The sequence below is a fragment of the Bradyrhizobium sp. genome (assembly GCF_049691595.1).
Lineage (GTDB): Bacteria > Pseudomonadota > Alphaproteobacteria > Rhizobiales > Xanthobacteraceae > Bradyrhizobium.
In genome coordinates this window covers 1-12,269 of record NZ_JBAVNZ010000620.1, presented here as the reverse complement: position 1 = coordinate 12,269, position 12,269 = coordinate 1, and the positions used below count along the sequence as shown (strand labels likewise).

8 protein-coding genes, 1 tRNA gene and 2 pseudogenes are annotated in these 12,269 nt (G+C 60.5%); 2 read left to right on the top strand and 9 right to left on the bottom strand.

Going from position 1 to position 12,269, the window contains the following annotated elements; all coding sequences use genetic code 11:
- The 7 genes and pseudogenes from WCE35_RS24960 to WCE35_RS24930 all read right to left on the bottom strand — a co-directional run.
- Positions 1-656, bottom strand: a 656-nt coding sequence (locus WCE35_RS24960; RefSeq protein WP_424595973.1) for an OpgC domain-containing protein, incomplete at its 3' end; no start/stop codon positions are given.
- Between the two features lie 177 nt (positions 657-833).
- Complete coding sequence (locus tag WCE35_RS24955) at positions 834-2,459, bottom strand: NAD(P)-binding protein (protein ID WP_424595972.1); 1,626 nt, start codon at positions 2,457-2,459, stop codon at positions 834-836.
- Between the two features lie 11 nt (positions 2,460-2,470).
- Positions 2,471-3,511 carry a thiamine pyrophosphate-dependent enzyme gene (locus tag WCE35_RS24950; protein ID WP_424595971.1) on the bottom strand — a complete coding sequence of 347 codons (1,041 nt, stop codon included), beginning with the start codon at positions 3,509-3,511 and terminating at the stop codon, positions 2,471-2,473.
- Between the two features lie 10 nt (positions 3,512-3,521).
- A complete protein-coding gene (locus tag WCE35_RS24945; RefSeq protein WP_424595970.1) occupies positions 3,522-4,784 on the bottom strand; it encodes a transketolase C-terminal domain-containing protein in 1,263 nt (420 codons plus the stop codon).
- An 11-nt stretch (positions 4,785-4,795) separates the two neighbouring features.
- Positions 4,796-5,377 (bottom strand): 2-oxoacid:acceptor oxidoreductase family protein, encoded by a 582-nt coding sequence (locus WCE35_RS24940; RefSeq protein WP_424595969.1) that lies wholly within the window; start codon positions 5,375-5,377, stop codon positions 4,796-4,798.
- 240 nt (positions 5,378-5,617) lie between these two features.
- A pseudogene (locus WCE35_RS24935) lies at positions 5,618-5,788 on the bottom strand (P-type conjugative transfer protein TrbL); the annotation flags it as partial.
- Position 5,789: 1 nt separating this feature from the next.
- Positions 5,790-6,177 (bottom strand): annotated as a pseudogene (locus WCE35_RS24930) (conjugal transfer protein TrbE); the annotation flags it as partial.
- A gap of 1,659 nt (positions 6,178-7,836) precedes the next feature.
- On the opposite strand from WCE35_RS24930, the gene WCE35_RS24925 reads away from it, so the two are divergent.
- Positions 7,837-10,056: a peptidoglycan DD-metalloendopeptidase family protein gene (locus WCE35_RS24925; protein ID WP_424595968.1), complete on the top strand. Its 2,220-nt coding sequence runs from the start codon at positions 7,837-7,839 to the stop codon at positions 10,054-10,056.
- Here WCE35_RS24925 and WCE35_RS24920 read toward each other — a convergent pair.
- Both WCE35_RS24920 and WCE35_RS24915 read right to left on the bottom strand, forming a co-directional pair.
- Positions 10,046-10,222, bottom strand: a complete 177-nt coding sequence (locus WCE35_RS24920) for a hypothetical protein (protein ID WP_424595967.1) — start codon at positions 10,220-10,222, stop codon at positions 10,046-10,048. The genes WCE35_RS24925 and WCE35_RS24920 overlap by 11 nt on opposite strands.
- Before the next feature lie 218 nt (positions 10,223-10,440).
- Positions 10,441-10,512: transfer RNA gene (locus WCE35_RS24915), tRNA-Glu, on the bottom strand.
- Between the two features lie 121 nt (positions 10,513-10,633).
- On the opposite strand from WCE35_RS24915, the gene WCE35_RS24910 reads away from it, so the two are divergent.
- Positions 10,634-12,019: a tyrosine-type recombinase/integrase gene (locus WCE35_RS24910; protein ID WP_424595966.1), complete on the top strand. Its 1,386-nt coding sequence runs from the start codon at positions 10,634-10,636 to the stop codon at positions 12,017-12,019.
- Positions 12,020-12,269 lie beyond the last annotated feature (250 nt).

The following is a 12,269-nucleotide window of genomic DNA, read 5'->3' as shown; positions in this document are numbered from 1 at the left end:
CCCAATGCCAGCCAGGCGCCTAGCACAAAGAGCAACTGCCATGTGAAGGGATTGAAATACCAAACGCCGGACGGATACGACTGAAAATTCCACCCGTAATGGCGAGCAGCAAGGTAGAGCAAGGCGGATCCCAGCATGACCCGGTTCTTATGCCTCAGCATCAACCACAGAACGGGCGGAAACATGGCCATCAAGACAATGTAAAGCGGAAGTATATCGAGGTTCAGCGGCTTGAATTTCAGGAGCAGTCCCTGCGCCAATGTTTCGACCGGATAATCCATTAGACGGGCAACATTGAACTGATCCATCAGGTGGGAGATGTTGAAGTTGTGGGCCAGGTAGTGAATGGAGGTCAAATAGAAGACAAAAAGCAAAACATGGGCAACATAGAGTTGCCAGACGCGCCTAAGAAGGCGCGTCGCGCCTATATTGAAACCCCGCTTGAGCATCACTCTCCCAAACACCAAGGTCGCCGTATAGCCGGAAATGAATACGAACAGATCTGCCCCATCACTGAAGCCGTAGTTTCTTGTCGTCAGCCACGTGAGTGCCGTGTTGGGGATATGGCCAAAGAAAATGGCCCAGTTTGCGAGGCCACGAAACAGATCGAGACGCAAATCGCGCGGTGATGGTGGAAGAGCGACATCGACGGTCATTGTCTGGATTCGATTCATTTGTTTCCGCGAAACTATAGCGGCGTCCCGTCGCCCCGGCCGCCGTTTTTCCGGCATCGTCGAGGGCCTGCTTCGCGAGAGTCTCTTCGATGCACGCCTTCCACTTGGGAAACAGAAGACCACGAGTCACGATTTCAGGTGGCTGATATCACATCTCCTTCAGATTGCTTCCGAAATCATCTGGATCGCACCACACGGGCATTCCTGGGCGCAGATGCCGCAGCCTTTGCAGTAATCCAGGTTGAACTCAAAACCATTGCCCGGCCCGAGTTTGATCACGGCATTGTCGGGACAGACGCCGTAGCAGTTGTCGCACTCGAAACAGTTTCCGCAGGACAGGCAGCGGCGCGCCTCATAGAGCGCATTGCTCTCGTCAAGTCCCTTGACAACTTCCTCGAATGTCGAGTTGCGACGCGCCAGTTCCAGTAACGGTCGCAGCGTCTTGGGCGCCTCGCCGTAGTACCAGGTGTTGAGCTTGTCGGCGGCGGCGATCTCGTGCTTCGGCGCCGGTGCGTAACTTCCGCCGCGCAGCCAGGCATCGATGTGGCGGGCGGCTTTCTTGCCGTGTCCGACCGCGACCGTGACGGTGCGTTCGGACGGCACCATATCGCCGCCGGCGAAAATGCCGGCAACCCCGGTCATCATGTTGGGGCCGACCTGGACCACGCCGTCCCTGACCTCGAGGCCCGGGACTCCTTTCAGCAACGACAGATCGACATCCTGGCCGAGCGCGAGCACGACCGAGTCCGCCTGCAGGGTTTCGAACTCGCCGGTCGGCTGCGGAAAGCCGGTTTGGTCGAGCGCCATCTTCTCGACCGTGATCGATCCGGCCTCGACGTTCTTGATCGTCGACAGCCATTTCATCATCACGCCTTCTTCGAGTGCCTCCTCGACCTCGAAGTCATGGGCGGGCATCCTGTCCCGTGTGCGGCGATAAACGATGACCGCTTCCTCTGCGCCAAGCCGTTTAGCGGTGCGCGCGACGTCGAGCGCGGTATTGCCGCCGCCGTAGATGACCACCTTTCGGCCGAGCAGCGGCTTGTCTTCGCCTTCCATCGAGCGCAGCACCTGCACGGCGTCCAGCACCTTTGCCGCTTCACCGGCCGGAATATAGGCGCGTTTTGCAATGTGGGCGCCGACCGCCAGGAAGGCCGCATCGAAGCCGCCATCCGCCATGGCTTCCCCGATATTGGCGACTTTTGCGTCGTAGTTGATGGCGACGCCGAGGTCCGCGATTCGTTTGACTTCGGCATCCAGTACGTCGCGCGGCAAACGATATTTCGGAATTCCGAAACGCATCATCCCGCCCGGAGCTGGTCCGGCCTCGTTGATGGTGACGGCGTGGCCGATCCGCGCGAGGTGATAGGCGGCGGACAGGCCCGATGGTCCAGCGCCGACCACCAGCACTTTCTTGCCGGTCGCCATAGCGGGCGTGGCAAAACGCCATCCGTTCTTGATGGCGAGATCGCCGAGGAACCGCTCCACCGAATTGATGCCGACCGCGGAATCAAGCACGGCGCGGTTACAGGCGCCCTCGCAGGGGTGATAGCAGACCCGGCCCATGATGGCGGGCAGCGGATTGTTTTCGGTCAGCGCGCGCCAGGCCGCTTCGTAATCGCCGCTCTCGGCATAAGCCAGCCAGCCCTGAATGTCCTCGCCCGCCGGACATGCATGATTGCACGGCGGCAAGCGGTGAACGTATTCCGGCCGCAGCGTGCGCCAGGAGCCGGTGTGATTGATGAGCGACGTGCCGGCGTCCAGCGTGATGGCGAACGGATGCTCCATGGTCGATGCTCTCAGCCGTCCCTGCCGGTCGTGTCGACCAGCCCGTATTCAGCTATGTTCGCATCGCACATCGCCTGCAGCCGCGCGATGCGCGGGTCTTCATGGCCGCCCCTGAACAAATGCGCGAAGCGGCGCTGCAATTTCAGATAGTCCTGCACCGGAACCTTGCGGCGGATCTTGCGCACCTGCGTGACCTTGCCGTGCTCGGCCTCGAAGATCGGATAGAGACCGCACTCGACCGCAAGCTGGGCAAGCCGGATCGTGTCGTGCGAAGCGGATCCCCAGCCGAGCGGGCACGGCACGTTGATCTGGATGTAGCGGGCGCCGTGAATCGACATCGCCTTGGTCACCTTGCGCTCGAGATCGTGCAGGTCGGCGACGGTCGCGGTGGCGACATAGGGAATGTTGTGCGCAACCGCGATTTTCGGCACCGACTTGCCGGTGCCGAAGACGTTGCCCGGCTCGGGGCCGAGCGAGGGCGTGGTCGCGGTGCGCGCCGTCGGCGGCGTCGCCGACGATCGCTGCACCCCCGTGTTCATGTAGCCTTCGTTGTCGTAGCAGATGTAGAGCACATCGTCGTTGCGCTCAAACATGCCGGACAGGCACTGAAAGCCGATGTCGGTGGTTCCGCCGTCGCCGCCCTGCGCAATGACGCGCACCTGCGGCCGCTTCTTGACGCGCATCGCGGCGGCGACGCCGGTGGCGACCGCGGCCGCGTTGCCGAACAGCGAATGCAGCCACGGCAGTTGCCACGAGGTTTCCGGGTAAGGCGTGGTAAAGACTTCGAGGCAGCCGGTCGCGTTGACGGCGATCAGGTTGTTGCGGGTGGCGCGCATCGCCGCATCGATCGCGTAGCGCGCTCCCAGTGCCTCGCCGCAACCTTGACAGGCGCGGTGACCGCAGGTCAGCGCGTTCGATCTGGCCTGCGAGGCCTGGACCGTCCGCTCCTCTTCCGCCACCAGCCGGTTGCCGACGGTAAAGGTGCCCTTCTGATAATATTTCAGGTTCTGCACGACTTCCTCGGATGCAAGCGCTGCGGCGGGGTCCGTCATGGCATGTTCCTCACTCGGCGGCCGGGCGGCCGGACTGGGCCAGCTGGCGCAAGATGTTCTCGGCGGTCGGTCCTGACCGCCGGTTCTTGCGGGTGCGATGAATCTCGCGGCCGACGACGCGTTCGTTCAAGTCCAGGAAATTCGTGCCTTCCCAAGGCTGCACGCTGGCCTGCCGGAACAAATGGTGCAGCGACGCCCGTGTGATCGCGCGCCCGCCAAGGCCGGCAACCGAGGAGTGAAGCCGCGGCGGTCTCGGCAGGTTGCGCAGCGCGACATCGACATTGTTGGCGAGCTGGCCGCCCATGCCGACCGCGATGCTCTTCTCCAGCACGACGACATCCTGTGCGCCGGCGAGAGCGTTGCGCAACGCCTCGACCGGAAACGGCCGGAAGGAAACGATGACGACGAGGCCGATGCGAATGCCCTCCTCTCGCATCTCGTCAATCGTGTCCTTGATCGTGCCGCAAACCGACCCCATCGCGACCACCAGCATATCGGCGTCCTCGGCACGATAGGTCCGCAACAGTCCGCCGGAATCACGGCCAAAGGCTTTTCCGAATTCGACGGAGAATTCCGGAATGAGCTTCAGCGCCAGGGTCTGCTTGTAATGCGCGAGGAAGCGTACCTCGGTAAAGGCTTCCGGCCCGACCATCGCGCCAATCGAGGCGGGCTCGGAGGGATCGAGCACCTGCACCGGATCATAAGGCGGCAAGTAGGCGTCGACCTGCTGCTGCGAGGGGATGTCGATGCGTTCCATCGCATGCGTCAGGATAAAGCCATCGACGCAGACCATGACAGGCATCGACAATTCTTCGGCGAGCTTGAACGCCTGAATGTGCAGATCGACCGCCTCCTGATTGGTCTCCGCAAACAGTTGCAGCCATCCGGCGTCGCGCATCGACATGGCGTCGGAATGATCGTTCCAGATATTGATGGGCGCGCCGATCGCGCGGTTGCCGAGCGTCATCACGATAGGCAGACCGAGGCCCGAGGCGTTGTAGACGGCCTCTGCCATGAACAGCAGGCCTTGCGACGCGGTCGCGGTATAAGCGCGGGCGCCCGCGGCCGATGCGCCGATCGCGACCGACAGCGCGGCGAACTCACTTTCGACATTGATATATTCGCAATCGAGGAGGGTGCCGTCCTTCACCAGTTCGCCGAGGCCTTCCACGATGTGGGTCTGCGGTGTGATGGGATAGGCGCAGATCACCTCCGGGCGACACAGCGCGATGGCCTCGGCCATGGCGTGCGACCCTTCGATTTGCTTCAGCATCGGACCACTCCTCAGGCTGCGCTTTCGGCGTGTTGCTGCATCAAGACAAATTCATGCGCCTCCCTGGCGGCGGTGATATTGGCGCCGCCGATCTTGCCGGGGAAAGCTTGCTCGATCGCGCGTTCGACGCTGTCGAGGCGAACGAATTGCGTCAGGGCAGCAAAAGCGCCGAGCAGAGCCGCGTTTGGCACCGGACGCCCGACGTGCTTCATCGCAAATTCGGTTGCCGGCACGATGACGGCATGACCTTTCGGGAGGCGTTCGGCGATCTGCCGGATGTGGAGTTCGGAGAATGTCTTGTTGGTGTTAACCAGCAGATAGCCGTCGCCGCGCAGGCCGGCAAACACATCGATTACCTTGAACAGCGTCGGATCCTGCACGATCAAGCAGTCCGGCTCCACGACCGGTTCACGCAGCCTGATTTCCTTGTCGGCGATGCGGCAGAACGCCACCACGGGAGCGCCGGTGCGCTCGGATCCAAAACTCGGGAAAGCCTGCGCGTGCCGCCCTTCGAAAAAAGCCACAACCGAGAGCATCTCGGCACCGGTGACGACCCCTTGCCCCCCACGTCCGTGAATCCGAACCTGAAACATCGGTAGTTTCCTCGCGGCGCATCAAGATAGCCGTTGGACGGGTTGGACACCTTGAGCTTGATCAAGGTCGCCGGAATTCCTTGGCACCAGCGGCAAGACCTTGCAGGTGGCGCGTGTTTACGGTGATCTTACCAGCCGATTGATTAGTCGGGCCGCCGCCGGCGGCGGCATAATCGATATCGTCGATGTCCTGCCGATACAGCTAGAAAACCTGCGTAACAAGTTGCCGTCCGGGACGCCACCAAGTTGCGGGCCTCCGGAGACGATTCCGTTGGCGATGCCGGGACCGAAGACGCCGAGGCCCAGCAGCGCAAGTGCCGCGAGCACCAGCGCCATAGCGTCTTCAATGGTCGGCTGATTTCCGCCGAAACCAGCGGTGAACTGAGAGAACAAGGTAGAGCCGATGCCGATGCTGCCGGCGCGGAAGCGAGCGACGTTAGTGCCGACCAGAGGTGCTCCTTAGCCTCCGGCGTGATGACGATCGTCTCCCGCGCAAGGATATTGGCGATCGATTCCGTCGCCCAGCCGCGCTCGGCGGCATCATCGATCAGGGCCAGGGGTTGGAGCGCGACGGGCTCCGTGGCATCGTCCGAGAGCGCGCCGCCGAGATCATGCCAGTCGCCGCCCATGGCGAGCGCTGCCGCGCGGATCGACCCGCCGAAATCGAAGGCAAAGACCCGGGCGCCGGGATGGCGGCGGAACTGCAGCGCCATCAGCGCGAGCAGAACGGACTTGCCGGCACCGGTCGGACCCACCACCAGGGTATGGCCGACATCGCCGACATGCAGCGAAAATCGAAATCAAGCTGGAAGGACACAAGGTGAACAAGTCCGCCCAAACCACCTTCCCCGGTTTGGGAAAAGCCGCAAAAAGCAGAGGAAAATCAAAGTGAGAATGAACGTGCTGGCGCTCCCTAGGGAACAGTGAAATCTTTCCGATTTCAACGGGTTTGCCAGTTTTTGCGATTCGAATTCCGCAATTAAAGCACAATGGATATTTTTTCGATTGGCAAACTCTGTGGAGCATCATCCACGCGAACTTCGCCAGTGTTGCCTTTATAAATATTAGTTGCGTGCCGAGCTGCGTGGTCAAAGTGGCGCGCGCTTGTCCGGCGGTCTGGAAACATTCGCCAACCGTACTGGCGCCGCGCAACTGATAAGTGGCACAGAGAGGCTGTTCGGAGCGACACACCTCGCGCACGCTATCGATATCGCATCGGCACCCCGTTGATCGGCATCGGCGCGGCGGATGCGGATCGCTTTGAGCTGGTGCGCTTTCGGCAGCCTTTGTGTCTTTGAGTGTGAAGGCACACACGTCCGCGCCCCGACCGACAAGGAACGCGCGATCAGACGCAGATCTCCGGATGCGCCCGCCAGCGTGCGGAGGGCTTTGATCTCGGACCCGGCGACCTCGGCGAGACGTGCTGACCGAGGGCCTGGACCTTGAGCTCTTGCCGCTGGGGACAATCCTGAGACTGGGCGCCGAAGCTGCTGTCGAGCTTACCGGCTTGAGGACGCCGTGCGTGCCGATGGACCGCTTTAGAGAGTGTCTCAAGCGAAAGTTGATCGTATCCGGATCCGGGCACCCGCCATAACCGTTGCGGGGTCGGCGCCATTGACGTCACCCGTGTGCGTCAGCGCGGGCGCCGAATAGGCAGCGCCCTGGCGAAGATCTATGGTCTGGTCGCCGATTAGGAGTTTTCCATCCGGAGACGCGATCGCATCCAGCACCGGTCGCCGAGGCCGGCAGCCTGCCCGCCTTCGGCAGCACGGCGCGAGCATTAGCCTCTCCGCGACGCCGATCCGCGAATGCCTTCGCCTTCAGCTTTCGCGCCAAGCGCCTCTCCGAGATATGCCTTGAAATCAGCGAAGTCGCTGAACGCGTGCCGGTGGGAAGCCGCAGGCACGTCCCTCGCGATGAATTCGGCCCGACCATCGGTCCGGAGGGTGATCGCTTCACCTGCGAGAGCATCTTGATCTGGCATTTCATCTCTCCTCGAAACGGCACTTGGGATCGGGTCGAGGGCGCGCAGCGGCTCTTCGAGCCACTCGCGACGTTCTAGTCGCCGGGCGTCAAACTCTGGTCAACCACCGCCGAACAAAGAACAAAGCGCTGCAAACGACGTCGGCCGACGATCAGCCAGATCGGCGAAAGAGAATTGGACTGTCCCATATTCTCCAACCAATTCGAGCGCGGTGGGAAATTCCCACCGACGAATCAGTGATCAGCCGGCACGCTGGACGAACGAGATTATCTGCTCATCGCTAGGGGACAGCAATAGCTCTGACGGCCCTACTGCGGACCGGACCGACGAGTGGTCACACCATTGAAATTGGGTCGACGGCAATTTGTCGAACCAATTAACCTGTGATAGTTTCTGGCTTACCGCCGAAGTGAGCCGGGAGCCACCCTGATTGAGGGAGCACTGGCCAAGCTGTTGGATACTGGCGGACAAGTGCATGCGCAAAGCAGGTCCAAAACCAGATATCTTCGAGCCGAGGTCACTTGATGCCAAATCGGCCCATGAATGGCGGCACCTGGCCGCTCAGGTGATGGGCAAGCGTCGTGAGGGCGTGTGTTCGAATGCTAACAATGCGCTCGAAGCCGCGATCGAACGCGAGCCGCAATCACCCGCAGCAGGCGCCTATTGGCTGTGGACAGCTGACAATGTCGCCCGGGACGGCAATCGAACGCAAGCGCTCCTCGTTTATGACAAGGCCATCGAAGCCCTTACCAGCAATCAATCACTGATCCCTTCGATTGATGGGGTCCGAGGGGCACTCCTTCATAAGGCGCAAACTGCGGCACTTGCCAATGACGCGCGGACGGCAATCGAGACCTATCGCGCACTGGCGCGTCGTGCGCCAAAGCATCCAAACCCGCTCTTCCAGGCCGGACTGATCATGGAAGGTGCGCGCGATTTCAAGCGCGCGGCCGACCTCTACAAAAAGGTCGCGAACAAAGCGGAATCGTTCAAGACCGACGATCCGGCCGAACTCGCGCGACGTGGACTTGCACGACTTTCGCTGCCTGACGACGCGTTTAAGTCGACGGCCGAGCAGGTAGTCGATGCGATCGAAATTGCGTTGTCGCATCGCAATGGTGAACAACTTCGCCGTCTAATCAGCTCGACCCACTTCGAGATCGGACCGCTTGGCGGACACACAGCGTTCGAGACCGAAGCTCTGCTTGAGCAGCTGTGCAGCGATCTTGGTAGCGGATCGATCGAGGTCGATCGCAAGCTCATCGGGCGTGGCGACAAGAAGTACCTGCGCACCTTTGGCTGGCGGGGTCGCTGGTTTACCGGCGATGTCATATTCCTGATCCGGCGGTCACCGCGTGGGTGGCAATGCACTGGCTGTGGCATCGCGACACCAAATGAACTCTGGCTCGAGCACTGGCGGCCGGCCACTCTACGGACGAACCAGCCCTTGCCCTTTGAATTGCTAGCGCCGTGGCCCGACGGACAGTGTTTTGCGGCGGGTGGACTTGGTCCATTTCTCAGAGACCAAATGATTATCGCCTATGTGGCGGCTACGTATTGGCCGTTCGGTGCGATAGTGGCCGCTGGGATCGCGTTTGGGCTTTCCTTACGTGATTGCGGTTTCGGTGTGCGGGGCTTCTACTATAACGACAGTAGCACACACGACAAAGACGAAGCCTTCGCCATCGACTTTACGCGGTATCGCCGTTTCGTGCCGTACGACAATATCGGCGGCGGCACACCTGTCCTGACCCCGCGCAGCGGCATTGTGAGCTTTGTGTCAGACGGCACCCCAACGGGAAGCAGCACAGACTCGAACACGGTCGAGATCCAGCATGGCGACCCAAACGATCCCACAAACATCGACCGCTACACATCGCGCTATCTGCATATGGAGGGACCAGGGCAAATCATTCCCTCGATGATGATGCCGATCTATACGGGTAACCGCATTGGCTTGATGGACGATACCGGCAATTCGCTGATCGACCATCTCCACTTCTCGATTCACGACCGTCAGATCAACTACCCGGGCGCGCCTCTGGGCGGGAGCGTGCGGCCCACGCCGATGAACGGTGAGGCGCTCGGAGATGATGATTCCGGCAAGTGCATCTGTTCGACCAACGTCGAAACATTTGGAGTTCCTGAGATGATTTACCCCACAGGTTTCGCCGCGCAAAACTGGGTGATCACGCCCGTCGCGACAGCCGTCGGCCAAACTCAACCGACGAATATCCAAGATCAAACGTGGGAGCTTCTGCTTTCAGGTGTGGTGCTCATCGACATGAAAGGCGTGACCACCGCGCAATGGCGCCGAGAAACCGTTCTCATCATGCCAGACCTCAGTGGGCCGATCCTGCAAGCAGCCGCACACTACGGCATTCCGCTGCCCCCGGGCACGAGCGGTTCAAACTACTACTGCAATTTTCGGGTCGAACAGCATGCGCCGTTTTCGACGGTCAGTTCGATCTACAATCAGGGAGAGTCGATCAATTCGGGCTTTGCGGTCGATGTCTTCCGCCCGAACCCATATTTCACGGCGACCGATTTTTTCACCAATGCCGCCAGGAACAACTTGTTTTCGGGAATTCAAGTCGATGCCGCCGTGCGGGACAGTGACGCCTACCTTTATCGGCTGGGTTATCGCATCACGCTGGTCGGCAAGATCGTATTCAGCCCCAACATCATCGTGTGACCACGCGCTCGGCGGAGGTGCGGCCTGCCAGCAATATGGTTTCGCCATGAGCGAGTACTCTCAACCGGCGCACCTCGGTGTCGGAAAAGCGAAGAGAGCGGTCGAATTCAACCGGCCTCTTTGTCCAGATTTCTTCTCCGTCCTGTCGCGGGTCGTCGCTGCGCATTGCTTTCCACTCAATAGTTATAGTCCCACTCGCGGTCAGATCGCACCGCGGGGCGGGCGGCCTTCTTGCGTGGATGGCGTCAATTAACGCGAATTGGCAAATTATGACGGCGCAAAGTGGCAAATCCTGCTGATGCCTGCGCGATCAATCGGTTGTCGAGCAGCATGGCGCTCCCGAGCGGGAGTCGCATCGTACAATGGCGAGGAATATCGTGCATTTGGCACTCCCTAGGGGAATCGAACCCCTGTTTCAGCCTTGAGAGGGCCAAATAATGGATCCGCCTCCGTCCACTACCGTCCGCCGACGTCCAATAATTTCAATAGGTTGAATGTCCAAAATCCAGTATTGTTCGCCCACGTACATCGCCGTATATTCGACGGATATTCGACGTGTAACAGTGCGACAAACGCTATGTCGAAGACACTCACCGAGGCTCAGGTCACGACGGCTAAAGCGCGCTCCAGGCTCGAGCTTGGCGTGCATTGGCGTCGCCTCGATGCGGAAGCGCATCTGGGCTATCGCAAAGGAAAACAGGGCAGCGTTTGGTTTGTCCGCTGGCGTAATCACCACGAAGGCGGCAACTACAAGCAGGAGCCAGTCGGCGTCGCCAATGACATCAATGACAAGCCCGCCGACGGGATTCTGACCTTCGAACAGGCCGTGAGAACGGCACGGGAGGCCGTAGCTCGAGCCAGAACAGAAGCCGCGTCGCAGGCGGCGGGCCCGGCTCCTACCGTGCGATCGGCCGTTGAATCCTACGTCAAGGAACGCGACGCTCGAGAAAGACGCCGAACAGGTCGCGACGTCCGATCCGACGCCGGTACCAAGCTGCGGCGCTACGTTCTTGGTCAAGAAAAGCGCGGCAATCAGGAAGCTGCGGAAGCTGCTCCTCTCGCATCGGTGCATCTGCATGCCTTGAAAGAAGACGACTTGATAACGTGGCGCGAGGGTTTGCCGGAGGACTTAAAGGTCACGACCAAGCAGCGGTTCGTGAATGACCTCAAGGCCGCACTAAATGCCGCGTGGCCGCGGCTTTCCGCAGATCGGAAGAAACTAAACCCGACGTTCCTCGCCATTGTGAAGGCCGGCTTCAAAGCCGAGCGGATCGATGATGATGATGTTGTGTCGGTTGCTCGGGATAACCAGATTCTCACGGATGAGGAGGTTGGCGCCATCCTTCAAGCTGCGTGTGAAGTCGATCAGGAGCAAGGATTTGATGGCGATTTATATCGGATCGTCGTATGTCTGGCCGCGACCGGCGCGCGGTATGCCCAGGTCAGGCGAATGCGCGTGGGCGACGTACAGGTTTCTGCACGGCGTCTGATGGTGCCGGGCTCCTACAAGGGGCGCGGCGGCAATGGCGGCTCAGACCCGGTCCCAGTGGGCGACGATGTGATTGAGGTGCTTTTGCCCGCAATCGCCGGGCGGCCAAGCGATGCACCTCTTTTCGAGCGATGGATCCATGAACAGGAGCCGAGGGGTATCGCGTGGAAGAAGTCTGAACGCGGTCCGTGGAAAAGAGGCGAACTTGCACGTCCCTGGAAGGCCATTCGCGAGCGCGCCGGTATGCCGCAGGCGATTCCCTATGCTTTGCGGCACTCGAGCATCGTGCGCGGTCTCCGAAAGGGCTTGCCCATCCAACAGGTCGCCAAACTGCACAACACGTCAGTCAAAATGATCGGGCGGCACTACGCGAAATACATTGCGACCGCCTTGGAAGACCTCGCAAGGGCGGCAGTCGTGTCCCTGGTGCCGCGGAGTGATGGAAACGTGGTGCGGATGGGAAAACGCGCGTAAGGGATCACCCTGCGGTCTTGATCGAATTCATTCGTCTGATGGCGCCGGTACCCCACGCGTTAGCCGCTCGAACCGGATGCGTTGACTACGCGAGCTTCGGTTCAGAACACCGGTGCGCAGACGTCGCGAATTCATAAACCAACAACGCTGGTCAGCTTTGGTTTACCAGTCCCGTTAAGCCTTCACGGCCGAGCCCATAACATGGTGGCTCGCACATCGCGGGCAAACCTCGGCAGGGAAAGCGTCAGGG

Bases quoted from the DNA above. Each gene is read 5' to 3' on its own strand.
- WCE35_RS24955 (WP_424595972.1), bottom strand. From the start codon at position 2,459: ATGGAGCATCCGTTCGCCATCACGCTGGACGCCGGCACGTCGCTCATC.
- WCE35_RS24950 (WP_424595971.1), bottom strand. From the start codon at position 3,511: ATGACGGACCCCGCCGCAGCGCTTGCATCCGAGGAAGTCGTGCAGAAC.
- WCE35_RS24945 (WP_424595970.1), bottom strand. From the start codon at position 4,784: ATGCTGAAGCAAATCGAAGGGTCGCACGCCATGGCCGAGGCCATCGCG.
- WCE35_RS24940 (WP_424595969.1), bottom strand. From the start codon at position 5,377: ATGTTTCAGGTTCGGATTCACGGACGTGGGGGGCAAGGGGTCGTCACC.
- WCE35_RS24925 (WP_424595968.1), top strand. From the start codon at position 7,837: ATGCGCAAAGCAGGTCCAAAACCAGATATCTTCGAGCCGAGGTCACTT.
- WCE35_RS24920 (WP_424595967.1), bottom strand. From the start codon at position 10,222: ATGCGCAGCGACGACCCGCGACAGGACGGAGAAGAAATCTGGACAAAG.
- WCE35_RS24910 (WP_424595966.1), top strand. From the start codon at position 10,634: ATGTCGAAGACACTCACCGAGGCTCAGGTCACGACGGCTAAAGCGCGC.